Origin of the sequence: Chryseobacterium elymi (assembly GCF_003385495.1) — a bacterium.
Taxonomy (GTDB): Bacteria; Bacteroidota; Bacteroidia; order Flavobacteriales; family Weeksellaceae; genus Chryseobacterium; species Chryseobacterium elymi.
Genome location: NZ_QNUH01000006.1, coordinates 161,011 through 184,371, shown reverse-complemented (window position 1 = coordinate 184,371; position 23,361 = coordinate 161,011). Strand labels below are relative to the sequence as shown.

The window sequence follows — 23,361 nt, the reverse complement described above, 5'->3', positions numbered from 1 at the left end:
ATATTTTTGCAAAAATTTTTTCATGAAACTTTTGTTAAGTCTGAGTTTACTTTTGAGTATGACCTTTTTCAAAGCACAGGAACACATTTCCAGCTTCAATGCAGTAACTCTGACCTACAAGTTTCATCCTAAATTTTTCCTTTATGCGGAAGGCCAGCTCAGAGGAAATGAAGACTATACCTACCCGGATTATTACGAGATCAAAGGGGGAGTGGGTTACAATCTGACCAAAAATCACAAACCTTTCATTGGTCTTGGAAGATATGTGAACTATAAAGAACACAGCCTGAGCAGAGAGGAATTCAGAGTATGGCTACAGGACGTGATCGATGTCAAAAAAGGCATCGTTAAGTTTGAAAACCGCTTCCGTGCAGAGAAAAGCTGGTTCTATGAGCCTAAAATAGATAAAAGTTCCCAAAGAATGCGTTACAGATACCGTCTGAATATAAGCGTTCCCCTGAATGCAAAGACTGTTAAAAAAGGAACTGTTTTCGCAAATGCTTATGACGAAATCTTCCTGGTAAGTCCAATAAAGCCTACTTTCGCAAGAAACAGGGTATATGGTGGTTTCGGCTATCAGATTGATGACTATTTCGGGATTCTGACAGGTTATCTGTGGCAGCGTGAATTTGAAGCAAAAGGCAATAAAAACCTTCACTTTATTTATCTGGCTTTAAACATTAATATCGACGGTACGGGCCATCCTACGAAAACATATGATTTCCCCGGAGCAGACTAATATTTCTCTATCAGATAGCGGTACGCCTTCAGATATTTGTTGAACCTTTTGATATCTTTAGGGCTGAGTTCTCTGTTTACTCGTCTGAGATCCATATTATCACGGAGATCATTAAGCTTCACAGCGACAGCCAGAGAAGATCTTTCTGTTCTTTTAACGAATTCATCGTAATCCTCTTCGGGATCAAATTTGGTAAGGCAGCTGATGGCAAAAATAATGTATTCGGGAAAGCCTTCAGTTCTTAAATAATCAAGGCTGAACTCTTCCGGATGATCCTCCACTACGTCGTGCAGTACACCGACGATCTTTTCGTCCATTGTTTTACCGTATTCCATTACACGCATTACATGAGCAATATAGGGAGCGTGGTATTTGTCGGTTTGACCTTTATGTGCTTTATCAGCTATTTTTATGGCTCTGTTGAGCATTTCTTCTTTTGTCATTTCAAATAGAAAATAGAATACAAAAATAAAAAATGCCTTAAAAAATAAGACATTTTTATTGAGAATATTTTAAGGAATATCAAATAAGCTGATTTAGGGATAAAAAGTTAAGAAAAAGGCTAGAAGCTGGAAGTTACTATTGGTAGGTATTAACAATTTCTTTTAAATTTATTGAAGTAGTTTTTATAAAGATTACTAAAAACACCCTGTATTTTTATCTTTGGACTTCAATAACCTCCCTCTTCCAGCTTCTGACTTCCTTACATCATGATAAAACTGAAATGCCTTATCCCGGGCTCAGTTTAAATAACGGTTTCGTCCTCTACTGAAGCACCTGGTGCGTTGGTTTTTACAGATTCTATACCGTTTTCCATTCCGTTTTCAGATTCATACATCTGGCTGGTTCCTATGATCTGTCCGTTCCCGGCTTTTAAATTGAAATAACAGCGGTCATCTTTAGCTGTATTTCTTTCAAATTTGGAGTCATCCTGGGAATTGGTGCGTACAGATTCTATTCCGTTTTCACACGAGGATTTTGAGCTATATCCCTGACTGGTTAAGATTACCTGTCCGTTTCCTGCTTTCAGATTGAATTTGAAGTCACTGTCTGTCCTTTTCGAGATAATAAATTTTCCCATAGTAATAATTTGTTTTGGTTATTTATTAGGCTGAGCCTTTTTTGTGTCTGTGATTTTTTCAGGAATGTCAGGATTCAGTATCCTGTATTTTGAATAATCCTTTTTAGGTTCCTTCAAAGCCATGTATGCCGCTGTATCTTTTGGCATTACAGTAAGCATTTTATATTGTTCCTTCCGGTCTGTGCCTGTTTTTTCCTGAATTTCTTTAGGATCATTAAGCTTGTTAATCCTGGTGGTATCTGCTTTTGGCAGGATCAGCTTTCTTTCTTTTTTCTGGGCAGTTAGTGTAATAGAAATTAGAAGGAGGGGAAATAATAAAATTTTCATGTTTTTTAATTTAAAATAAAAATATAAAAAATATTGGAATTTTAAACTCATAAGAGCCATAGATTTTACACATCGGTTTGCAATCCTGCCTGTTATGCCTTAATATATAAGCTAAAAGAAAAGCGCCTCAAAAAAATGAGACGCTTTGAAATCAAATTATATGTTATAAAGACTAATAAGCTCCTTTACCGATATAGTGTGCAGCAACTTTTTCAGTTAAAGCCACTACATTCGGGTGGTTGGTGTATTTCGTGAACCTTCTTAATCCTGAAAGCATCATTCTCTGCTCGTCACCTTCCGCGAAAGAAATAATTCCTTCTTTAGCCGCTGCGATAATTTTTTCAACAGCTTTATAAAGGTTAAGCTGTGCCATCGCTGCTTCTACAGAATCAGGCGAGAAATGTTTTTCAGCTCTTAAGATTGCAGATTCCGCCATATAGATCTGGTTAAGGATTTCAGAAGCATTCAGTAATAAGTGCTGCTGTTTTTCAATATCCATCATATATTTCTGAAGAGCAGCTCCGGAAACCATAAGGAATACTTTCTTAAGGTTAGCAATAATCGCTTTTTCTTCAGCCATAAATGCTGAGTAATCTGGAACATCAAATGAAGGAATTCCCATTAATTCTTTGCTTATTGCCATGGCAGGAGAAAGCAGATCCAATTCTCCTTTCATTGCTTTTTTAATCAACATTCCAACCGCTAGAAGACGGTTAATTTCGTTGGTTCCTTCATAAATTCTTGCAATTCTTGAATCTCTCCAGGCCGCTTCCATAGGCATATCTTCAGAGAATCCCATTCCTCCGTACACCTGAATTCCTTCATCGGCAGTATGCTGTGTTAAATCTGAAACGAAAACTTTCAAAATAGAAGCTTCTACTGCAAATTCCTCAACTCCTTTTAATTCAGCCTGCTGATGGTTCATTCCACCGGCAACCAATTCATTGATTTTATCTTCAACATCTTTTGCAGCTCTGTAAGAACCAGCTTCAGCAACGAAAATTCCGGTTGCCATTTCTGCCAGTTTCTTTCTGATCGCTCCAAAAGTGGAGATAGAAACGCCAAACTGCTTTCTTTCATTAGAATACTGAAGAGAGTGGTTTAAGATTCTTCTCTGTCCGTCAAGGTTAGCAGCTGCCAGTTTAATTCTTCCTACATTCAAAGCATTCAGAGCGATTTTGAAACCATTGTTTCTTTCGCCTAAAAGATTTTCAACAGGAACCTTCATATCATTAAAGAAAACCTGTCTTGTAGAAGACGAACGGATTCCCAGTTTATGTTCTTCCTCACCGAAAGTAAGCCCTTCTGTTCCTTCTTTTTCTACGATGAAACCGGTGATGTTTTTATCATCATCAATTTTAGCAAAGACAATGAAAATTTCTGCAAAACCTGCATTGGAAATCCACATTTTTTGTCCGTTGATGATATAATGTTTTCCGTCTTCGGAAAGTTTTGCTCTTGTTTTTCCGGAGTTGGCATCAGAACCTGCATCCGGCTCAGTCAAGCAATATGCTCCGAATTTTGTACCTGTAGCTAAATCTGGAAGGTACTTTTTCTTTTGCTCTTCCGTACCGTACAATAGGATAGGAAGGGTTCCGATTCCTGTATGAGCCCCATACGCTGTAGCCAAAGAACCGTTTGCTCCTGAACAGTAGTCACAAGCTAACATGGTATTCACGAAGCCCATTCCAAGGCCGCCGTATTCTTCAGGAACAGCAACTCCCAAAAGACCCATCTCACCCAACTGCCGCATTTTTTCTTCAGTTAATGCGTAATCTTTTTTCTCAAATCTTTCTTTTTGAGGTATTACTTCTCTGTCGATAAATTCTTTTGCAGAATCACGAAGCATTTTTTGCTCTTCACTCAGTTCTTCAAGAGTGAAAATATCATGTGCAGGAATTTCCTTGATGAGGAATTCTCCTCCCTTCAGTGTTTTATTAAGTGTATTACTCATTATTTTATGATTTTGAATTTTAGATTTTAAATTTTAAATTATTGATTCTCTGTTATAAATTTTCGGATGAAGTTTTAATGATTTTAGTCAAAATATTAATAATACTTTCAATTTCTTTCAAATAAGAGTCTATTTCAATTTGAACTAAATTTGAAGATTGATAAAGTCTTAGCCAATACTTTGTCTCCCTAGCTTCTTTATTGGCTATAGAAAGTTTTGAGATAAAATCTTTTTTAGATTGTGCAGCAATTGCTTCTTCGACATTTGCGCCAATTGAAGTTCCACAGCGAAGAATTTGTTTAGATAAAATGAATTCATTCTGAGATTTACATTGAGTATAAAATCTAATTATTCTTAAAGCAAAGTCAAAAGTTTTTATCTGAATCAAATTGTCTTCTTTGACACTCATTTCATCTAAAATTTATAATTTAAAATCTATAATTTATTAAAGAAGTTCGAAAATACTCGCTGCTCCCTGTCCTGTACCCACGCACATAGAAACCATTCCGTACTTGTTGCCGCGTCTTCTCATTTCGTCAAGAAGCTGAACGGTCAATTTTGTTCCGGTACATCCAAGCGGGTGACCAAGAGCGATAGCCCCTCCGTTGACATTCAGGATATCAGGATTTAGGCCTAATTCCTTTTTGATCGCTACAGACTGTGATGCAAAGGCTTCGTTCAATTCAATTAATTCAATATCTTTTAATTCAAGGCCAGCCTGTTTTAGAGCTTTTGGAATAGCATAAATAGGACCCATTCCCATAATTCTCGGTTCAAGACCTGCTGCAGCATAAGCTACTAATCTTGCTTCAGGCTCAAGACCTAGTTCTTTTACCATTTCTTCGCTCATTACCATTACAAAAGCGGCTCCGTCGCTCATCTGAGATGAATTTCCGGCTGTTACGCTTCCCCCATTCGCGAATACTGGTCTCAATTTAGCCAAACCTTCCAAAGAAGTATCTTTTCTCGGACCTTCATCTACAGAAAAATCAAACTTTTTAGTCTGCATTTTCTGGTTTTCATCCAGGAAATTATATTCTACAGGAATGGAAACGATCTGGCTGGCAAATTTTCCTTCTGCATTAGCTTTCAAAGCTTTCATGTGGGATTCAAAAGCGAACTGATCCTGTTCTTCTCTTGTAATATTATATTGCTTAGCCACTTCTTCCGCGGTGTAACCCATTCCCCAGTAATAATCAGGATTTGTTTTTGCGATATCCGTTTCCGGAACCGGTTTGTAACCACCCATCGGGATGTAAGACATAGATTCTGTACCTCCTGCGATGATACAATCGGCCATTCCTGCCTGGATTTTTGCTGAAGCAATAGCAATCGCTTCACTTCCTGATGCACAATATCTGTTTACGGTAACTCCGGGAACTTTATCGGTATTCAATCCCATTAAAGAAATTAAACGGGCAACGTTTAAGCCTTGTTCGGCTTCCGGCATTGCGTTTCCTACGATAAGGTCGTCGATTCTGTTTTTGTCTAATTGTGGAAGTTCAGCCATTAATTTTTCAATAACTGTTGCTGCCATCACGTCGGGACGAGTAAAGCGAAGAGAGCCTTTAGGCGCTTTTCCTACCGCTGTTCTGAACCCTTTTACTATATATGCTTGTTTCATTTTATGTAAAATGTATTATGTACAATGTAAAATGTACAGTGTACGTTATTTAGAATAACTTTGTTTTAATCTAATTATCATATTTTGAATATGTCTGATATCGGTTATTAGTAGTTCAAAATCGCTTTTGTTGATGAAATCTAAATCATTAGCAATTATAATTTGAGTTTCAAATTCAAAGGAAGAACCCAATGCAATGTTTAAAAATTGACAAAACTGCGGATTGGTATCTCGTCCGGCACCTTCAGCAATATTAGAGGGGATTGAATATAGACTTCTTCTTGATTGTGATGTCAATCCAAATAATTCATCCTTAGGAAAATTTTTAGAAATAATGTAATATTGTTTACATAACAAAATTGACTTTTTCCAAACTTCCAGTTCTCTAAAATTGTGCATGTCAATACTTTTTACATTTTACAACCGACATTGTACAAATTAATTCCTCAACGGTTTTCCGTTCTGCAACATATACTGAATCCTCTCCAATGTTTTTCTCTCCCCACAAAGCTGAAGGAATGTTTCTCTTTCAAGATTCAATAAGTATTGTTCGGTAACTACGGTTGGTTCGGAAAGATTTCCTCCTACCATTACGTTGGCTAATTTGTCGGCAATTTTCTTATCGTGCTCAGAGATGAACTTTCCGGTAAGCATCTGGTCTGTTCCTACGTAGAACATTCCTAAGGCATCTTTTCCTAAAACTTTTACTTTTTGTTCGATAGGTTGTGTATAACCTTGCTCTGCCAAAAGTTTTGCTACTTTTTTAGCTTCTGCAATCTGTCTGTTTTTGCTAACAGAAACGATGTCTTTTCCTTTCTCAAGAATTCCCATATCGTAGGCTTCATAAGCGGAAGTCGCTACTTTACCCATGGCGATATTCATAAATGCTTCACGAAGTCTGTTATTTTTAACGTCATCGCTGTGAAATTCTCTGGAAGTTCTCAAAGTAAGTTCTTTAGTACCACCACCGCCAGGAATTACCCCAACTCCGGTTTCTACCAATCCGATGTAAGTTTCTGCTGCTGCAACCACTCTGTCTGCGTGCATAGTCATTTCGCAACCACCACCAAGCGTCATTCCGTGAGGAGCAACTACTACAGGAATAGAGGAGTAACGTACTCTCATCATGGATTTCTGGAAATAAGCAATAGCCATATTCAGATCATCCCAATCCTGTTCGATAGCCATCATCAGAATCATGGCAAGGTTGGCTCCTACCGAGAAATTGGTTCCCTGGTTTCCAACAACCAATCCGTCATATTCTTTTTCTGCTAAATCAATAGCTCTGTTTAGTCCGTCAAGAACTTCGCCTCCGAGAGAGTTCATTTTTGAGCGGATCTCAAAGTTGATGATACCGTCACCAAGATATTCGATCGCTGCCCCTGAATTGCTCCAAAGTGTTTTGTTCTTTCTGATATTATCTAGGATAATAAATGCATCTTGCCCAGGGATTTTGTTGTATTCACCTGAATTCTTATCAACAAAAATACTTTGACCTTCATCATTTATTTTATAGAAAGCCTCTACATTTTTAACCCAGTCTGAAACTTCATAGCCAGCATCTTTTGCCAGTTCGATACCTTTTTGAACGCCTACGGCATCCCAGATTTCAAAGGGACCGTTTTCCCATCCGAAACCGGCTCGCATCGCATCGTCTATTTTGTAAACTTCATCTGAGATTTCAGGAACTTTATGAGAAACGTAAGCAAACAGAGCTCCTAAAGATTTTCTGTATAATTCTCCTGCTTTATCTTTTCCACCAATTAAAATTTTGAATCTGTCAATTGGTTTGTCAATATTTTTAGTTAATTCTAATGTCGGGAAAGAAGATTTTCCCTGAAGTTCATATTCTAATGTATCAAGGTTCAATCCGTGAATTTCAGATTTTCCTTCTGCATTTTTCACTTTTTTGTAGAAACCTTGCTCTGTTTTAGAACCCAGCCATTTATTATCCATCATTTTTTGGATATAGTCAGGAAGAGCAAAAACATCATTGAAATTATTGGCTTCAGCACCGCTTTGACGAACGCCGTTGGCAACCATCACCAAAGTATCCAAACCTACAACATCAGCTGTTCTGAAAGTTGCCGATTTTGGACGCCCGATAACAGGACCTGTTAATTTATCAACTTCAGAAACAGTCAGTCCTAATTTCTGTACGTTGTGAAGAAGATCCATCATGGAGAAAACTCCGATTCTGTTGGCGATAAATGCTGGAGTATCTTTGGCTAAAACGGTAGTCTTTCCTAAGAATTTAGCTCCAAAATCCATATAAAAATCAACTACTTCAGGAAGGGTATCCGGGGTAGGAATAATCTCTAAAAGAGGAAGGTATCTTACCGGGTTGAAAAAGTGTGTTCCCGCAAAATATTTTTTGAAATCATCGCTTCTTCCTTCAATGAGAAAATGAATAGGAATACCTGATGTATTAGAAGAAATTAATGTTCCCGGTTTTCTGAACTGTTCAATTTTTTCGTAAACAGATTTCTTAATGTCAAGTTTTTCAACGACTACTTCAATAATCCAGTCTGTATTTTTGATGTTCTTAAGATCATCATCAAAGTTTCCTACTTTTATTCTATCTGCAAATTTTGGAGAATAGAGAAGGGCAGGACTCGCTTTTTTCAGTTTTTCAAAGTTTTCAGAAGCAATTCTGTTTCTTACCACTTTGTCATCTTTGGTCAAACCTTTTTTCTGTTCAGCTTCCGTCAGTTCAAAAGGAACGATATCCAAAAGAGACACTTCCACACCAATGTTGGCGAAATGTGCTGCAATACCGCTTCCCATAATTCCTGAACCAAGAACCGTTACATGTTTGATTCTTCTTTTCATATGTAAATTTTTATTATTTGCTAAAATCATAAGTCACCATAAGGCTTCTTATAACTTATTTTCTGTTATTTAATAATTCGTTTGCAATTTTCATGATCTCGGACATCACTTCTTTGAAGGTTTCAATTTTTTCAGGAGCAATTTTCTCCATCACTTTTTTATTAAAATTGACGACCACTTCTTTGGACATATTCCTTGAATTCAGCCCCTTATCTGTAAGTTTGATGATCACTTCCCTTTTATCGGCAGTGGTTTTTTCCTTATAGATGTATCCGTTGTCTTCCAGAAGCTTAATGATTCTGGTCAAAGAGGTGGGTTCAATGGCCATTTTAGGGCCCAGGTTGGTACTTCGGGTGCCCTCTTTGGGATCAATTTTAAGAAGGGTGAGGGCCTGTACAGCCGTAGAATCATGCTCTTGAGCAAGTTCTGTGTACATTTTTGAAACAGCCAGCCAGGTCTGCTTCAAAACTAAATCTACGTTTTCTATTTTTTCTTTATTATTATCCATCATTTATCCACTAATGGTGTTACCCAAATTTAGTAAATATTATGCATGCATAGTATTTATTAACGTTAAATTTTGTTAATATGCTGATAATAAACGGATTAAATTGTATGATTAGCATAATACTATGCATGCATAGTATATGAAATACATAACGGAAATGCAGTATTAATGAATGTTTTTAATGAAATTAACTATTTCTTCGAAAGATTCGTATTGTTGATTGGAATTGCCGATGAGAATTTCCCAAAAACCGTTCTTATAGTCAAAATGCAGAGCAGAAAGGTCTTTTTCGAAATTTTTCTGCAGTAAAGAATAAAGCATTTCTTTATGAACTTGCGGAGCATTAATAGAAGGCGGAACAAAATTCTCATTCACCTGGAATAATGAAACATTGGTCAATTCATCATGCTGAAGCAATACATCTTCTACAAGGCCGGAGAAAAGCTGATTATCCTTTACATACCAGATTTTGTCAGCAAACTCTTTGGCCAGTCTCCAGTCGTGGGAAGAGAATAATATGATTTTATCTTGCTCCTTAGCAAGTTTGCGAAGTGTTTTTAAGATGATAAGCTTATTTTTTTCATCCAGATGGGTTGTCGGTTCATCAAGAATAATAACCGGAGAATTCTGAGCGATAGCCCGTCCGATAAACGCTTTCTGCAAATTCCCGTCCGAGAGGTTTTTAAGAAGAGTATGTCTGTACTGGGCAAGATCCAGTTCATCTATGATATGGGAAATCTCCTCTCTGTCCTCTTTTTTAAGCTCGAAATAAAAAGGATAGTAGATGTATTTCCCTAATGAAATAAGGTCTTCAACAGTATAATGCTGCGGGACATTTGATTTTGAGAAAACAACAGCGATATTTTCTGCAGTTTCCTTAACAGAGAGATTTTTTATATTTTTTTGATTAATTAAAATTTCTCCGTTTAAAAGGGAAGTATGATGTAGAATAGATTTGATAAGCGTAGTTTTTCCAACACCGTTATTGCCAATCAGAAGGCAAACGTCGCCTAGTTTCAGATCTGCATGGACATTTGAAATTAAAGTTTTATCGTGGCCTATATTAGCTTGTTTGATTTGTAGGAACATTGGATATTGATTAATTGCCCAGATGCATTGTTTACAAAAATACTATTTTAAATCTGCTTCATCTGCTTGATCTGCGAGCGTATAATTTTTTCCTCTCGCAGATCAAGCAGATCTTAATTATTGCCTATACTTTATTTGGATAAGTAGTGTATTTTAAATTCACAATTTACCATTGACTTATTGACGTTTAAATTTTATTCTGTTTCAAAAGCATCAACAAAATCACCGGTATTCCAAATACAGAGCTTATTACATTCATGGGAATTTGAGTTTTTTCTGCTGTGATGGAGAACATCAGCATCATCAGCATTCCGAGAAACATATTCAGTATCCACTGCTGCCATAATCTGGATGGATTATAAATCAGCCTGCAAAAATGCGGAACAATAATGCCAATAAACAAGATAGGTCCCAGAAATGCAGTTATAGAAGCTGAAAGCAGGGAAGAGGCTGCAATGATCAGTATCTTCAGCTGATTGAGGTTGACACCCAGACTCTGTGCGTAAGAAGTTCCCAATGAATTTCCTATCAATGGCTTTATGGTTTTAAAACAGAAAAACATGCCTATGAAAACCAGGATAGACAATACGTAGATCTGATTTCTGGTCACCATGTTGTTTGCACCAAAAGACCATAAAATATAATTTTTCAGACTCTGGTTTTCTGCATAGAATTGTAATAATGAAACTACAGCGCCTGCAAATGCTGAAACAAGGAATCCAAAAATAATAAGATAAGATTTATCCTGAAATTTATTTGACATGGAAAGGAGTACCAGCATCAGGACAAGGCTTCCTGCAATGGCCGAAAGACTGAGAAAACTGTTCTGCAGAAACTCGGGAATTAAAAGATCGTGAGAGAAGAAAATATAAAATGCGACGGATAAACTGGCTACAGACGTAATTCCTAAAATATCCGGGCCAGCCAAAGGGTTTTGAAAATATTCCTGCATCAGAAAACCGGATGTCGGAATTGAAATTCCCGCCAGAAGCATAACCAATACACGGTTGATACGGATTTCGGCAATTTGACTTTGGGCAGAATCATGAAAGAAATCCTGAAGATCTAAATTTAAAAATCCTGTGTTCAGGTTGATCACTGCGGTAAGAATAATAGCCGCCGCCAGCAGTAAGCACAGGATCTTGAATTTTTTCGACATGATCAGAAAGAATCTGGATGTTTTATTTTAAAAGAGCATCAACCTTAGAATTTAATACTTCTTCGGTCATCATTCCTAGATATTCGTCAATTTTATCTCCTTTTCTTAAATAGGTAAAAGGAATTGAACCGCCGTCCCACTGTTGGAAATTATTAGTGAAAAAATTCGCGTCCAGCTTCTGGCCATCCAAAAGAATGATATTTGCTGCAAGGTTATTTTCCTGTGCAAATTTTTTCACAGAAGTATTCCATTCAGATTTATCATCAAGATTAATAAAAGTAAACTTTACCGGCTTATTTTTTAATTCCTCCATTTTGTTCTTAAAATGAGGAATTTCCCTCATACACGGTCCGCACCATGTTGCAAAAAAATTGGTAACATATAAAGTGTCATTCTTCTGAGCTAAATATTTCCCAAGATTCTCAGGAGAAAGTTCTTTGGATGTATAAGCCGTTGTTTCGGAAGCCGCATTTTCCAAAACGGAAACTGAGTCTGTTAAAGCGGTGTCCCCGGTTTTCTGACCTTCTTTTTTGCAGCTGTAAAGAGCCGTGAGAATAAGCATGGATAAAATTATCTTCTTCATAAATTATTTTTTGACTATTTTTGAATTGAAGTATGGAACAACAAATCTATAAAGGGAAACTGATACAGTTTCATCCGTTAAAAGTAACGAAAAAGGAACAACTGACCAAAAATACTTTTTCTCTGGAATTCGAAATTCCCGGGAATTTGAAGGAGAATTTCAAGTTTGAAGCTGGACAATTTGTAAGCATAAAATTTATCGCTCACGGTGAAGAAGTCATTAACGATTATTCAATGACCTCTGCTCCGTATGAAAAGAAAATCTGTCTTGGGATAAAAGTTAATTCTCCCAGTGGAGCCACTTCGGAGCTGTTTAGGAACTATAATGTTGGAGATGAGCTGATGGTAGGGGAACCTTCCGGTAGGTTTACCCTGGTTTCCAAGCCAAGCGAATTCCGGACAATTGTTGCTTTTGCAGCCGGAATAGGAATTACTCCGGTCCTGAGTCATTTTAAGAATATTCTTCATACGGAACCACGCACCAGACTTTTTTTATTCTTTGGAAACAAAAGCTCGGAAGAAGTTATTTATAGAGAACAATTGGATAATCTTGCCAGAATGCACGGTGAAAGACTTCAGATTTTTTACTTTTTTTCAAAAGAACAAACGGCAGACCAGTTTTTCTACGGAAGGCTGGATGAAAGGAAGCTGAATTTAATCATCAACCAAATTCTCCATCTGGATGATACTGACGAAGAATCTACGATTTGGGATGCGGTAGATGAAGTATTGATTTGTGGAAAAGGAGAAATGATTAAATCACTGGCGAATGCTTGCTATCACCACGGAATTCCAAAAAAGAACATCCATTTTGAACTTTTTGAAGAATACAATGATGACATTTATCCTGTTGAAAAAGAATTTCCGCTGATTGAAAATGTGGAAGTCAAATTTAAAATGCTTGGAAAAGACTACGAAACCCATCTTCCTGATAACAGAGAGAAGATTCTTCAACAGCTTCTGATCCAGAATTTCCCGGTTCCATATTCATGCAAATCCGGAATATGCGGAAGCTGCGAATGTTATCTTGAAGAGGGAGAAGTGGAGCTGCTTGAAAATGAATATCTGACAGAAAAAGAAGAGGCACAGGGTAAAATACTGGCATGCATGTCAATTGTAAAAAGTAAGAAAATAAAGCTTAACTTTGACCTTAGTTGAGAGTTATCAGGAACATATTTAACTTGGGGTTTGTATCAGCAGAAATAGGAGTTCTGCTGATATGTCTTTGTAATGCATGGGTTTTCGGGCTTACCAATGGACGTACCTATACCAAGATTTCTAAAATTCCGCCGCGGGAAATTGCTCTGGTGCTGGGAACTTCTCCAAAGATGAGATCCGGACAGTCCAACCCTTATTTTACGAAAAGAATGGATGCCGCAGCACTTCTTTATCATCATGGTAAGATCAAAAAGATCATTGTAAGCGGAGAAAAAAGCAGAGGATATAACGAGCCTGCTGCCATGAAAAATTACCTGGTCAATCAGGAAGGGGTTCCGGGCGATATTATCATAGAAGATCCTAAAGGATTTAACACCTATAAAAGTATTCTGCGCTGTAAAGATGTTTACAAAAAGAAAGATGTGATTATTGTATCACAAGGATTCCATAATCTTCGCGCCTTGTTTTTTGCAAGGAACAACGCGATGAATGCCCTAGGTTTTGACGCACAGGATGTCAGCAAACCGGAAAGCTACTACAGGAACCAGGTCCGGGAAATACTTGCCAGAGTGATTGCTGTAGTCTATTTCATATTGGGGATTTCTCCGGATTAGAAAGGATATCCAAATGCGATATTCAATGTTGGTTTGAAAGGCTGGAAATTCTTGAACCTCCATCGGTCCCCATCAGGTTTATTCGGATCATAAATTTTATAGGCAAGGTCAAGCCTGAAAGTAATGTAAGCTACATTTACCCTTAAACCGAATCCGCTGCCAATTCCCATTTGTCCTAAGAATTTATTGAATTTGAATTCATCACCGTAGCCATCATTATAGTTTTTAAGACTCCATGTATTCCCGATATCGGTAAATAAAGCCCCCTCATACATTTCATTGAAAGGAATTCTATATTCAATGTTGGTGGTAAGCTTTACGTTGTCCGTCATATACGTACGGACTCTTTCATCCACCTGAGAGTCTGCAGGACCTAATCCTCCGAATGCAACCCATGCTCTGATATCATTAGATCCACCGTTGAAATAAGACTTGATTACAGGCATATTTGTAGAGTTTCCAAAAGGAATACCCACCCCGATGAACTGGCGCAAAACCAGGGTCTGATTACCGTTGAATTTAAAATATTTTCTGGTATCAATATCAAATTTCACGAATTGCGCGTAAGGAATCCCGAAAATGGTTCTTTGTGGGCTTGTTACGACGCCTCCGCCATCTCTTTTTTGATTGAATATGCTTAAAATATTACCCGCAAGCTCTACTTTCCCGTTAAAATAGAAAGCGTTCGGATAATCTTTTTTACCGATCTCACTATAAACAAAATTATAGATCATGGAAGAAATAAGGATATCCTGAGTCTGCCTGTCTTTATTGACCAGTGATCCCGCAAATGCTAAAATAAGATCCTGACCTTTCTTATCCAGTGTCTGAATGTAAGCTGTATCTTGCAAAATCATCTCGGAGACATCATCAATACTGAGCTGCCCTGAGTTAAACTGCTGTTCAAGCCCTGGTGGTTTATAAGCAAAGTAACCGGTAAATACATCTCTTCTTATAAGCTCGTCATTGGCAAAATAATCATAATAGGCATCTTTGTTTTTAGTAAGACTGACCTGTGTGTTGAAAAGAGTAAGCCTGTGCGAAACCTGATCATTAACATTGGCCTGATAGTTCAATCCGGTATTAAAGTTAACTCTTCCCAATCCTATGTTATTCTGTACTGATGCTCCCAGAAGAATGGAAGATGTGGGTGTATATCTTTTCGGAAGAAGTTTATAATAATCAAACGGCAGAAGAAGTCTCGGGAAATTAAGAGAGGCTTGTGCTGAAATTTCGTAAGCAAGATCTCTCTTATCAATATTTTTTGTACTTCTTATCGAGCCGAATGTTCCTGAAATACTTGTAGAAAGGTTTTCTGCCCCACGGAACAGGTTCCTAGTGGTAAGGTCCACAGAAGGGGATATCCCAAGGTTCAGGAGTTGTGAATAATTGATATCCGTTCCCAGTTTAAGCTCATATTTCGGAAGCGGTTTCAATACATAAAGAACATCAACGATACTATCATTAGGTGAAATACCGCCTCCTCTTCTTAAAGAATCTCTTGCTTTCAGAATGCTGAAGTTATTCATCGCGATGAAATTTCTCTTCGTAAGATCCAGGCTTTTCTGGTCATACACCTTCTTACTATCAACAATCACAGCTCTCCATAAAGAAGATGTTTTGTAGCTCTCATCCATTTTATGGAACCTTATTCTCCTTAAACTGTCCTTAACCGTGTTTTTAGGAAAATCGCCTGCTTCGTTAACGATAGCCACATCAATATTCCCTATCGTAGCCACTTTATAAGGATGATCAGCAGAATCTCTATGGATTTCCAAGGTAAGAGGAACCTGTTTTTTGCTTTTCAGGGAATCCGCTATAAAATAGATCTCCTCGTTGGAGCTGTTAAATCGGTAATATCCGTTTTCCCGCATCAGATCAGTAATTCTTGTCACTTCTTTTTCAAGAACGGTTTGGTCAAGTCTCTGTCCGGATCTTATCAGGCTCTTGTCGAGTTTCTGCCAGTAGAGACCTTTTACATATGGATCTGTAATATTGTAATAATAATCTTTAATATAAGTGGGGTCATTATGCTTAATGAAATAATTGACTGCTGCCTTCTTGGACGCAGAATCCATAGAATGCTTAAAATTGACATCAGCATCCCAGAATCCTCTGTACACAAGTCTTTTTTCAATAGATTCAGCACTTTTTTCACTTCTAGACTGATCAAGGATTACAGGCGGAGTTCCCCAGCTATGAAGCAAACGGTCTAAAAACAATGTTTTTCCTACATTACTTTTCATATCATATTTAATGAAAAGTGAATCTCTCAGTTTCTGATTTCTCATTTCACTGGGATAAGTCATGTATTCGTTGAGTAAAGTATCGTATTTAGGATTGGCCATATTATAGAATCCTAAACCCAGCGGCATAAAAAGGAGCTGCTTTTTATTAGGCTTCTGTTGAACATAATCTTTCAGTTCATCATCGAAAGATTCTTTCTTATCTTCAAACTTAAAGTTGTTCTTAGTCAGCAGATATTCGCCTTCCGGAACTTTTTTGGTCGTACTGCATGCATAAAGGAGTCCAACAAATGTTGCAAATGAGATAATTTTATAATATTTTTGAGGAGAATTCTTATAATGCTTACAGCTCATACAATAAAAATTTTACAGTCTTTAGATAAAAAGAAGTTCAGACAAAAATACAATTTGTTTTTGGTTGAAGGTAATAAAATCATTTGTGAACTTTCTGAATCTAATTTTAAAGTTAAAGAAATATTTTCTACCGATCCGCAAAAATTGGACCGGACAGATGTACCCGTTATCCAGATCACTGAAAATGAGCTGAAAAAAATAAGTTTCCTTAAAACGCCTAAAGATTCTGTAGCAGTTTGTTATCTGCCCGAAGAAGAAAAAATGGAGGACAAGGATGTCCAGTTGGTTCTGGACGGTATTCAGGATCCTGGTAATCTCGGAACCATTATCCGTCTGGCAGACTGGTTCGGGATAGAACAAATTATCTGCAGCGAAGATACCGTAGATGTCTACAATCCGAAAGTGATTCAGGCCACCATGGGCTCTTTCACCCGGGTAAATGTTATTTATATGAATCTTGCTGATTATCTTTCGAAAACGGGGAACATCAATATCGGTACGGATATGGAAGGTGAAAATATCTATACTTTTGAAAAACCCGAAAAGCTCAACCTTATTCTCGGCAATGAAGGAAACGGAATGAGACCGGACACGGAGAGGTTCCTTCAGAAGTGCATCACTATTCCAAGGTTTGGTAAATCCCAGTCTACGGAAAGCTTAAACGTTTCTATGGCAGCGGGAATTATTCTGGGGCAGCTATTTAGTAAGTAAGCGTTAGATATCAGATTTCAGACTTGTAATATTGTGTACCAATCATATATCTGACATCTGATATCTAGCATCTGAATGTCTTAGATCAATTGTTCTAAGCTGGAAACACTTTTATTTTTTTGGTATACCTCTATCTTCTTTCTGACATATTTCAGGGCAATAGGAGCAAGGTAGATCATGGCAGCACCCAGAAGTTTTTTCTTCCAGTTGGGGCTTTTCATATTCTTTTTGGCGTAATTGCCCACCAAAGCAGTAATTCCCAGTTTTATCAAACTGTCTGTCACATTACCGCCTAATGCAGTACTTGCAATTCCCACAGCAGTTTGTTTATTGATGAACATGTCTTTTACTTCGGAAGTCAGATGCCTGGCAATGACATCTTTTCGGAGAACTACTTTTTCATCACCGTCATCATCTACTTTTTCCTGGAGATACTGATCTGTAAGGCCATTGGTGAATGCGCTCAGGCTTTCTTTTGTGTTTTTAAAGGTAAGAAGGTTTTCCAGATCATTGATCTCGCTTTTAAGCAGCTTTTTCTTTCTTCTTAGTTCTTCGATGCTTTCGTAATTTCTGCCCATAGCTTAATGATTTAAAAATTTAATAACCTGATCTGCTACTATATTGACAATCTTATTTTTAAAAGCAATGATAAATGCCATTACCACAACATAAAATCCAGCAACGATCAGGAAACCGTAAGAGGTGTTATCCAGCGCCTTGCCGATAAGAAATGCCACTCCAAAATTAAAAAGGATAATAAAAAACGTAAAAGCAACCAGCAGCACTACAAAGTAGGTAATAAGCCCTGCAGAAAGAGAAGATTTTTCAGTAGCTTCAATTTTCAGAAGATCTATTCTCTTTGATGCATATTCTTTAATAGTTTCTATCATTGTTTTTTTTTAAAGTTACAAAAAAAGGAACTTTCGTGCAAAAAGTTCCTTCCTATAATTTACTCAAAAAATAAACTATTTATTTTTTAAGATCATTCAGTTCCGCTTCTACATCCTTTACTACGTCTGCAGTTTTGGAAACAATCTGATCTTTATATTTATCATATCCGTCTTTTACCGTATGGGCTACACTGCTGGCAGTTTCTTTGAAAGTAGAAGAGATATTGCTGTACTGATCTTTTACTTTTTCAGAAACCTCGCCGTATTTGTTTTTAGCCTGGTCTTTTAGGTCACCTGCTTTATCTTTGATTTTTTTTCTTGTTTCTTTACCTTCTTCAGGCGCATAAAGCATTCCTAAGATTACACCTGCTGCAGCACCTGCAAGAAGTCCTGCCAATATACCTGCTGTATTTTTTCCGTTTTTAGACATTTTAAGCTTTTTTAATAGTTAATAAATATTAGTTTTTACTGTATTAAAATCTACAATTTGTATACCAAAGGAGGTATTGTGCCTATTAAAAATTGTTAAATCTTTTTAATGTGAGATAGAATCAGATCTATGGTTTCATCTTTTGTAAGCGTTGTATTGTCGATAACGATGGCATCTTCAGCCTGCCTTAACGGGGCTATTTCCCTTTCACTGTCAATCTTATCGCGATCTGTAAGGTTTTGCTTTACCTGTTCTCTGTCTGTCTGGATTCCCATGCCTGCCAGTTCAAAATATCTTCTGTTGGTCCTTTCGTCAATACTGGCAGTAAGAAAGAATTTATAGTCCGCATTTGGCAGAACTACTGTCCCTATGTCACGTCCGTCCATAATAATGCCTCCTTTTTCTGCCAGCGAACGCTGGGATTGAAGAAGAAAATCTCTTACTTCTTTTTGTTTTGCGACAATACTTACATTATCTGAAACTTCTGTGGTGCGGATCTGTTTTGAAATATCAATATGATTGAGGTAAAGAACCAGTTCGTTGTCACTGTTTCTAAATTCAAGCTCAATCTGATCTAAGGAAGAGAATAGTTCCTGAAGATCGATAAAGCCATCATCATTCATGCAGTTTTGTATGGCAAACCATGTAACTCCCCTGTAAAGTGCACCGGTATCCAGGTGTATAAGGCCCAGTTTATCGGCAATCACTTTGGAGATTGAACTTTTTCCGGTAGACGAGTACCCATCGATAGCTATTACAGGTTTTTTCATACCGCAAATTTCAAGAATTTTTTTAAAAAATCAAGGTTGTACAGAAGAAAATCTATATTGTTATGTAAATTTTCGTTTTGGAATTACTCTCCTGCGTGGCTGCTAAGGTCCATAGAGATTCCTATCTGGTTGACGTTGGATGAGTTGTGATAACGGATATGGGCATAGTCTATACGAAATCTTCGTAATTTAATTCCAAATCCGCCTGAAAGTCCCGAAAAATTTCTCTGATCTGCCACGGCAAGTTCGTTTCCTCTTTTCGCATTATACCCAAGCCTGATATTGAAACTTTTTTCAGGAAAAAGTTCTGCTCCTATAGAAAAGTGGTCTGCCAGCTTTCTTCCGAAGCCTACTTCCTGACCGTTCACATTATATTCCGAAGAAATATCAAACTGTTGAAGATCGTGGGCCGTAATGGTAACGGCAAGTGGAATAGCCTTAAGAATTCTGGTATATCCGAGATCTACCCTGAACGGAAGGTCTTCCCTGGTTCCGTTGAATGATTTCAGCTGAAAGCCAAAATTCCTCATGACAAGGGAAAGAACTTCTTTGTTCTTTTTATTATGGTAGGTAACTCCTGCAGTTCCGGAGATGGCAGAAGAAGTATAGTTGTCAATTTTTGAAGTAATGAAATTGATGCCACCACCAATAGTCCAGTCTTCTTCGAACTGATAAGCATAGCCTGCACCTATTGCTACATCTGAAGCTTTGAATTCGCCGTTTTGTTCGCCGCTTTCATCGGTTCTGGGAATGCTTCCGTAGGTCATGTATCTGGCATTGATAGTTGCCATATGTCCATTATCAAAGTCTCTGGCATAGGCAACAGTTCCATATTTGGAGTCAGCCAAGTAAGCTGCGGCATTCACTGAAAGCTGTTTGTCTGAATCTTTATTTAAGAGGGCCGGGTTTGCAATAGCAAAGGAAACATCATGATCTCTGATGGAAATTGCATCGCCACCTAAGGCAGCCTGTCTGGCAGATACAGGGATGTTTAAGAAAGGATAAACATTTGTTCCTGTTTGTGCATAAGAAACAATTCCTGATAGAAATAATGAAAAAATGACAATTTTCTTCAATTCAATTTATAATTAATGCAAAAATAATCCTTTTTCGTACTTATCAAAATATTTCTGACATTATTTCTGCGTAAATATTTTTCTTTATTCAATATTTTTAATGATTATATTTGCAAAATTAAATTTCGGAGAAAATTACTCCGGTAAAGCTTATTAAAAATTAAAGATGAAATATAAAAGAATCCTTCTTAAACTGAGTGGTGAGGCCTTAATGGGGAACAGACAATATGGTATAGACAATGAAAGACTGCAGGAATATGCAGAAGAGATTAAGAAAGTAGTGAAAAAAGGCTGCGAAGTTGCGATCGTTATTGGAGGAGGAAACATTTTCCGTGGAGTAGCAGGTGCTGCAAAAGGAATGGATAGGGTGCAGGGAGATTATATGGGAATGCTGGCAACTGTGATCAACGGAATGGCTCTTCAGGGAGCGTTGGAAGATGCAGGAATTAAAACGAGACTTCAGTCTGCGATTGAAATGGATAAAGTAGCTGAGCCTTTCATCAAAAGAAGAGCAGTAAGACACCTTGAAAAGGGTAGAGTAGTAATTTTCGGGGCTGGAACAGGAAACCCTTATTTTACAACAGATACAGCAGCGACTTTAAGAGCTATCGAGATCGGTGCAGATGTAATTTTAAAAGGAACCAGAGTAGACGGAATCTATGATATGGACCCTGAAAAGAATGCAGATGCTGTAAAATATAATTCACTTTCATTCGACGAGGTGTATGCTAAAAATCTCAAAGTAATGGATATGACAGCCTTCACTTTAAGCCACGAGAATAAATTACCGATTATCGTATTTGATATGAATAAGGATGGGAATTTAGAGAAAATTGTGGATGGAGAGAATGTAGGAACTTTAGTAGATTTGTAGGTGATGGATTAAGTAATTGAAAAATTTAATAATTTGAATTTTATTCATTACTGATCATTTATTACTTATCAATCATCATTTATAAAAATGTGTAATTTATCAAATTTTAACTATATAATGGAAGAATTAGATCTTATATTAGAATCTGTAAAGCACGACATGGACGCTGCTGTAAAGCACTTGGATCATGCATTTCAAAGAATTAGAGCAGGACGTGCTTCTACGGCAATGGTTCAGGATGTAATGGTGGAATACTATGGAGCTCCAACTCCTCTGAACCAGGTTGCGAATGTTTCTGTACCGGACGCAATGACTATTTCTATTCAGCCTTGGGACAGAACTGCTATCGGTGCTATTGAGAAAGCAATCATCAATTCGAACTTAGGTTTTGCACCTTCTAATAACGGAGAAAATATCATTCTTAACGTTCCGCCTTTAACAGAGGAGAGAAGAAGAGAACTTGCAAAGCAGGCTAAAGTAGAAGCTGAAAGTACCAAAGTAACAGTAAGAAATGCGAGACAGGACGGGTTGAAAGAACTTAAAAAGTTAGAAGGTATTTCTGAAGATGTTGTAAAGGGTGTGGAGGACGAGATCCAGGCTTTTACTGACAAATATGTAAAACTTTGTGACGAGCATCTTAAGACGAAAGAAGCTGAAATTATGAAAGTATAATTTTAGATTTAAAAATAAAAAAGAGGTTTCATATGAAGCCTCTTTTGTTTACAGACATTTTATTTCTCCTTTCTGATTTTTATGTTTCAACAGGGACTGATAGGTTTTTAAAAGTTCACCTGGACTGCACTGAATTTCTTTTCCGGAGATTTGATCCGAAATATTCTTTTCTTTGCTATCCGATCTTATGCTGTATTTCTTTTCAAGACATTTCAGAGGTTTATTATTCTGAAGATAGATGCGCGTTTCTGTAATGTCATCTTTAGTGATTGGCTTTTCCGGCGTTCCGCCATCAAAACTCCACACGGTTTCTTTTTTAAATATGAAGAAGGGTTCTCCGTTTTTAATGAAATATTTTTCAGATGCTGAAAAATGACTGTGTTCAGTATAAAAATGTTCTATTATTTTAACTTCATCCTTATCCGAAAAGAAAGTAGCTTCTCCTGAGGGTTCTTCGTTACAGTTATATGTAAAACCATTGGATCTCAATTTTTTTGCCTCCAGGTGTGTCTGAAGAATACCATATTCCTTTTTTATTTCGGCTATAGAGTCAGCTGTATGTTTCTGGGGTGGATTCTTTTTTAGAATCATGCTGTTAGTGGAAACAGATGTCGTATGAGTTGCCTTATTTTTGTCTTTTTTACACGAAAAAGCAAGCAACAGTATAGCTGCGATGAGCATTGTTCTCATATGATAGCTATTTGGAGGTTTATAAAATTACAAAAATTCTACAGCAACAAAAAAGAGACTTTCAATGGAAAGTCTCTGTACTTAGTTTTTATTTACAGTTTTCGTTGTAATCCGTGATAACTTCTTCCACAATTTGCGGGACATTGGACATCACATCGTCAATCTGGCTTTTGATCAGTTTTCCTAACCCTGATCGTTTCTTTTCATCATTTTTAAGCGAGGCATAAGAGCCGCTTGTTAACTTGCCTTTTGCATAGCTGCAGTCTGCAATGATCATTTTGGCTTTGGCTAGAGTCAGTTCCTCAATCTTACCTCCTTTTTTAGAATAAATGTAAGAAGGGGAATTTCTCATTCTTTCTGTTTCCTTTTCTGCTACTGCGATCTGGCCGCCGGCGGAGAATGTGGTAGGGTAGCCGTATAATTTATAGACTTTGATCTTACCGTCTTTTACCACTTCTGCAAACTGATTACTTTTTGTAAGGTTATTGAATGCTTTGATATTCCCACTTAAACCTCCGGTAGCTGTATTAAAGCCTTCTTTGGTATTGGTATACTTGATCATTTCAAAATGTCTTTCATCATTGTTCTCATCAAAGGCAACATATTCTTTAATGTCGTCCGGATCGAGGGTCTTGAACTTTTGTTTCTTCTTGGACTTATCGATATCCGACACTGCCACGAATTTTACTTTTTTCTGATTGCTCCACGGGTTCATAGCATCTCCGTTCAGTCTTACAATTCCTTCAATTTTCTTTCCACCCTTATCGATAATATAACCGTATTTTTCATCGGTTCTCAATTCATAATCTGTGTGGTCTTCCTGTGCATAGGTATTGAATGATATCAATGTAAACAGGCTAAATAGTAATGTTTTTTTCATATTATTGTTTTTAACAAACTTTTGTAAATATAGCTTTTATAACTTATAACAAAAAGAAATAAATAACCTGAATACGGGATAAGGATTAAATTAAACGCAAG

At 37.2% G+C, this 23,361-nt stretch carries 26 protein-coding genes; 6 read left to right on the top strand and 20 right to left on the bottom strand.

What is annotated here, in order from left to right; genetic code table 11:
* Window positions 1-22 precede the first annotated feature (22 nt).
* Window positions 23-739, top strand: a complete 717-nt coding sequence (locus DRF60_RS09085) for a DUF2490 domain-containing protein (RefSeq protein WP_116011781.1) — start codon at window positions 23-25, stop codon at window positions 737-739.
* Here DRF60_RS09085 and DRF60_RS09080 read toward each other — a convergent pair.
* From DRF60_RS09080 to DRF60_RS09025, 12 genes are all read right to left on the bottom strand, one after another.
* On the bottom strand, window positions 736-1,182 hold the full coding sequence (locus DRF60_RS09080; RefSeq protein WP_116011780.1) for a phosphohydrolase: 447 nt from the start codon (window positions 1,180-1,182) through the stop codon (window positions 736-738). The genes DRF60_RS09085 and DRF60_RS09080 overlap by 4 nt on opposite strands.
* A 302-nt stretch (window positions 1,183-1,484) precedes the next feature.
* Window positions 1,485-1,820: a YegP family protein gene (locus tag DRF60_RS09075; protein WP_116011779.1), complete on the bottom strand. Its 336-nt coding sequence runs from the start codon at window positions 1,818-1,820 to the stop codon at window positions 1,485-1,487.
* Between the two features lie 18 nt (window positions 1,821-1,838).
* Window positions 1,839-2,147 (bottom strand): hypothetical protein, encoded by a 309-nt coding sequence (locus tag DRF60_RS09070; RefSeq protein ID WP_123902661.1) that lies wholly within the window; start codon window positions 2,145-2,147, stop codon window positions 1,839-1,841.
* 172 nt (window positions 2,148-2,319) lie between these two features.
* The gene (locus DRF60_RS09065; protein ID WP_116011777.1) at window positions 2,320-4,101 is read right to left on the bottom strand and encodes an acyl-CoA dehydrogenase family protein; all 1,782 of its coding nucleotides are present in this window, start codon (window positions 4,099-4,101) and stop codon (window positions 2,320-2,322) included.
* Window positions 4,102-4,153: 52 nt separating this feature from the next.
* Window positions 4,154-4,510 (bottom strand): four helix bundle protein, encoded by a 357-nt coding sequence (locus DRF60_RS09060; protein WP_116011776.1) that lies wholly within the window; start codon window positions 4,508-4,510, stop codon window positions 4,154-4,156.
* Between the two features lie 36 nt (window positions 4,511-4,546).
* On the bottom strand, window positions 4,547-5,725 hold the full coding sequence (locus DRF60_RS09055; RefSeq protein ID WP_073331216.1) for a thiolase family protein: 1,179 nt from the start codon (window positions 5,723-5,725) through the stop codon (window positions 4,547-4,549).
* 45 nt (window positions 5,726-5,770) lie between these two features.
* On the bottom strand, window positions 5,771-6,124 hold the full coding sequence (locus DRF60_RS09050) for a four helix bundle protein (protein ID WP_116011775.1): 354 nt from the start codon (window positions 6,122-6,124) through the stop codon (window positions 5,771-5,773).
* Between the two features lie 39 nt (window positions 6,125-6,163).
* Complete coding sequence (locus tag DRF60_RS09045; RefSeq protein WP_116011774.1) at window positions 6,164-8,557, bottom strand: 3-hydroxyacyl-CoA dehydrogenase/enoyl-CoA hydratase family protein; 2,394 nt, start codon at window positions 8,555-8,557, stop codon at window positions 6,164-6,166.
* 55 nt (window positions 8,558-8,612) lie between these two features.
* Entirely contained in the window at window positions 8,613-9,065 is a 453-nt protein-coding gene (locus DRF60_RS09040; RefSeq protein WP_034727924.1) for a MarR family winged helix-turn-helix transcriptional regulator, read from the bottom strand.
* Window positions 9,066-9,230: 165 nt separating this feature from the next.
* Window positions 9,231-10,154 carry an ABC transporter ATP-binding protein gene (locus tag DRF60_RS09035; protein WP_116011773.1) on the bottom strand — a complete coding sequence of 308 codons (924 nt, stop codon included), beginning with the start codon at window positions 10,152-10,154 and terminating at the stop codon, window positions 9,231-9,233.
* 187 nt (window positions 10,155-10,341) lie between these two features.
* Complete coding sequence (locus DRF60_RS09030) at window positions 10,342-11,313, bottom strand: iron ABC transporter permease (protein WP_116011772.1); 972 nt, start codon at window positions 11,311-11,313, stop codon at window positions 10,342-10,344.
* Between the two features lie 22 nt (window positions 11,314-11,335).
* The gene (locus tag DRF60_RS09025) at window positions 11,336-11,896 is read right to left on the bottom strand and encodes a TlpA family protein disulfide reductase (protein WP_116011771.1); all 561 of its coding nucleotides are present in this window, start codon (window positions 11,894-11,896) and stop codon (window positions 11,336-11,338) included.
* 32 nt (window positions 11,897-11,928) lie between these two features.
* Between DRF60_RS09025 and DRF60_RS09020 the strand changes: the two genes are divergently transcribed.
* Complete coding sequence (locus DRF60_RS09020; RefSeq protein WP_116011770.1) at window positions 11,929-13,053, top strand: ferredoxin--NADP reductase; 1,125 nt, start codon at window positions 11,929-11,931, stop codon at window positions 13,051-13,053.
* 23 nt (window positions 13,054-13,076) lie between these two features.
* Window positions 13,077-13,667 (top strand): SanA/YdcF family protein, encoded by a 591-nt coding sequence (locus DRF60_RS09015; RefSeq protein ID WP_238640132.1) that lies wholly within the window; start codon window positions 13,077-13,079, stop codon window positions 13,665-13,667.
* On the opposite strand, the gene tamL is transcribed toward DRF60_RS09015, so the two are convergent.
* Window positions 13,664-16,267, bottom strand: a complete 2,604-nt coding sequence (gene tamL / locus DRF60_RS09010; protein ID WP_116011768.1) for a translocation and assembly module lipoprotein TamL — start codon at window positions 16,265-16,267, stop codon at window positions 13,664-13,666. The two genes, DRF60_RS09015 and tamL, sit on opposite strands and share 4 nt — an antisense overlap.
* Here tamL and DRF60_RS09005 point away from each other — a divergent pair.
* Window positions 16,253-16,978 (top strand): TrmH family RNA methyltransferase, encoded by a 726-nt coding sequence (locus tag DRF60_RS09005; protein WP_116011767.1) that lies wholly within the window; start codon window positions 16,253-16,255, stop codon window positions 16,976-16,978. The two genes, tamL and DRF60_RS09005, sit on opposite strands and share 15 nt — an antisense overlap.
* A gap of 80 nt (window positions 16,979-17,058) precedes the next feature.
* Here DRF60_RS09005 and DRF60_RS09000 read toward each other — a convergent pair whose 3' ends face one another.
* The 5 genes from DRF60_RS09000 to porQ all read right to left on the bottom strand — a co-directional run bounded on the left by DRF60_RS09000 (window position 17,059) and on the right by porQ (window position 20,144).
* Entirely contained in the window at window positions 17,059-17,556 is a 498-nt protein-coding gene (locus DRF60_RS09000) for a phosphoribosyl-ATP pyrophosphatase (protein ID WP_116011766.1), read from the bottom strand.
* A gap of 3 nt (window positions 17,557-17,559) precedes the next feature.
* On the bottom strand, window positions 17,560-17,868 hold the full coding sequence (locus DRF60_RS08995) for a phage holin family protein (protein WP_116011765.1): 309 nt from the start codon (window positions 17,866-17,868) through the stop codon (window positions 17,560-17,562).
* A 79-nt stretch (window positions 17,869-17,947) separates the two neighbouring features.
* Complete coding sequence (locus tag DRF60_RS08990; RefSeq protein ID WP_116011764.1) at window positions 17,948-18,298, bottom strand: YtxH domain-containing protein; 351 nt, start codon at window positions 18,296-18,298, stop codon at window positions 17,948-17,950.
* A 95-nt stretch (window positions 18,299-18,393) separates the two neighbouring features.
* Window positions 18,394-19,068, bottom strand: a complete 675-nt coding sequence (gene cmk / locus DRF60_RS08985) for a (d)CMP kinase (RefSeq protein ID WP_116011763.1) — start codon at window positions 19,066-19,068, stop codon at window positions 18,394-18,396.
* Window positions 19,069-19,151: 83 nt separating this feature from the next.
* Window positions 19,152-20,144, bottom strand: a complete 993-nt coding sequence (gene porQ, locus DRF60_RS08980; protein ID WP_116011762.1) for a type IX secretion system protein PorQ — start codon at window positions 20,142-20,144, stop codon at window positions 19,152-19,154.
* A 166-nt stretch (window positions 20,145-20,310) separates the two neighbouring features.
* Between porQ and pyrH the strand changes: the two genes are divergently transcribed.
* Both pyrH and frr read left to right on the top strand, forming a co-directional pair.
* Entirely contained in the window at window positions 20,311-21,018 is a 708-nt protein-coding gene (pyrH, locus tag DRF60_RS08975) for a UMP kinase (protein ID WP_116011761.1), read from the top strand.
* A gap of 117 nt (window positions 21,019-21,135) precedes the next feature.
* The gene (frr, locus tag DRF60_RS08970; protein ID WP_116011760.1) at window positions 21,136-21,690 is read left to right on the top strand and encodes a ribosome recycling factor; all 555 of its coding nucleotides are present in this window, start codon (window positions 21,136-21,138) and stop codon (window positions 21,688-21,690) included.
* 48 nt (window positions 21,691-21,738) lie between these two features.
* On the opposite strand, the gene DRF60_RS08965 is transcribed toward frr, so the two are convergent.
* Both DRF60_RS08965 and DRF60_RS08960 read right to left on the bottom strand, forming a co-directional pair.
* Window positions 21,739-22,380, bottom strand: coding sequence for a hypothetical protein (locus tag DRF60_RS08965; RefSeq protein ID WP_116011759.1), 642 nt, complete (start codon window positions 22,378-22,380; stop codon window positions 21,739-21,741).
* Between the two features lie 88 nt (window positions 22,381-22,468).
* A complete protein-coding gene (locus DRF60_RS08960; protein ID WP_116011758.1) occupies window positions 22,469-23,260 on the bottom strand; it encodes a hypothetical protein in 792 nt (263 codons plus the stop codon).
* Window positions 23,261-23,361: the final 101 nt, after the last annotated feature.

Excerpts from the sequence above, each read along its gene's own strand:
- DRF60_RS09085 (WP_116011781.1), top strand. The coding sequence starts at position 23 with ATGAAACTTTTGTTAAGTCTGAGTTTACTTTTGAGTATGACCTTTTTC.
- DRF60_RS09080 (WP_116011780.1), bottom strand. The coding sequence starts at position 1,182 with ATGACAAAAGAAGAAATGCTCAACAGAGCCATAAAAATAGCTGATAAA.
- DRF60_RS09075 (WP_116011779.1), bottom strand. The coding sequence starts at position 1,820 with ATGGGAAAATTTATTATCTCGAAAAGGACAGACAGTGACTTCAAATTC.
- DRF60_RS09070 (WP_123902661.1), bottom strand. The coding sequence starts at position 2,147 with ATGAAAATTTTATTATTTCCCCTCCTTCTAATTTCTATTACACTAACT.
- DRF60_RS09065 (WP_116011777.1), bottom strand. The coding sequence starts at position 4,101 with ATGAGTAATACACTTAATAAAACACTGAAGGGAGGAGAATTCCTCATC.
- DRF60_RS09060 (WP_116011776.1), bottom strand. The coding sequence starts at position 4,510 with ATGAGTGTCAAAGAAGACAATTTGATTCAGATAAAAACTTTTGACTTT.
- DRF60_RS09055 (WP_073331216.1), bottom strand. The coding sequence starts at position 5,725 with ATGAAACAAGCATATATAGTAAAAGGGTTCAGAACAGCGGTAGGAAAA.
- DRF60_RS09050 (WP_116011775.1), bottom strand. The coding sequence starts at position 6,124 with ATGCACAATTTTAGAGAACTGGAAGTTTGGAAAAAGTCAATTTTGTTA.
- DRF60_RS09045 (WP_116011774.1), bottom strand. The coding sequence starts at position 8,557 with ATGAAAAGAAGAATCAAACATGTAACGGTTCTTGGTTCAGGAATTATG.
- DRF60_RS09040 (WP_034727924.1), bottom strand. The coding sequence starts at position 9,065 with ATGGATAATAATAAAGAAAAAATAGAAAACGTAGATTTAGTTTTGAAG.
- DRF60_RS09035 (WP_116011773.1), bottom strand. The coding sequence starts at position 10,154 with ATGTTCCTACAAATCAAACAAGCTAATATAGGCCACGATAAAACTTTA.
- DRF60_RS09030 (WP_116011772.1), bottom strand. The coding sequence starts at position 11,313 with ATGTCGAAAAAATTCAAGATCCTGTGCTTACTGCTGGCGGCGGCTATT.
- DRF60_RS09025 (WP_116011771.1), bottom strand. The coding sequence starts at position 11,896 with ATGAAGAAGATAATTTTATCCATGCTTATTCTCACGGCTCTTTACAGC.
- DRF60_RS09020 (WP_116011770.1), top strand. The coding sequence starts at position 11,929 with ATGGAACAACAAATCTATAAAGGGAAACTGATACAGTTTCATCCGTTA.
- DRF60_RS09005 (WP_116011767.1), top strand. The coding sequence starts at position 16,253 with ATGCTTACAGCTCATACAATAAAAATTTTACAGTCTTTAGATAAAAAG.
- tamL (WP_116011768.1), bottom strand. The coding sequence starts at position 16,267 with ATGAGCTGTAAGCATTATAAGAATTCTCCTCAAAAATATTATAAAATT.
- DRF60_RS09000 (WP_116011766.1), bottom strand. The coding sequence starts at position 17,556 with ATGGGCAGAAATTACGAAAGCATCGAAGAACTAAGAAGAAAGAAAAAG.
- DRF60_RS08995 (WP_116011765.1), bottom strand. The coding sequence starts at position 17,868 with ATGATAGAAACTATTAAAGAATATGCATCAAAGAGAATAGATCTTCTG.
- DRF60_RS08990 (WP_116011764.1), bottom strand. The coding sequence starts at position 18,298 with ATGTCTAAAAACGGAAAAAATACAGCAGGTATATTGGCAGGACTTCTT.
- cmk (WP_116011763.1), bottom strand. The coding sequence starts at position 19,068 with ATGAAAAAACCTGTAATAGCTATCGATGGGTACTCGTCTACCGGAAAA.
- pyrH (WP_116011761.1), top strand. The coding sequence starts at position 20,311 with ATGAAATATAAAAGAATCCTTCTTAAACTGAGTGGTGAGGCCTTAATG.
- frr (WP_116011760.1), top strand. The coding sequence starts at position 21,136 with ATGGAAGAATTAGATCTTATATTAGAATCTGTAAAGCACGACATGGAC.
- DRF60_RS08965 (WP_116011759.1), bottom strand. The coding sequence starts at position 22,380 with ATGAGAACAATGCTCATCGCAGCTATACTGTTGCTTGCTTTTTCGTGT.
- DRF60_RS08960 (WP_116011758.1), bottom strand. The coding sequence starts at position 23,260 with ATGAAAAAAACATTACTATTTAGCCTGTTTACATTGATATCATTCAAT.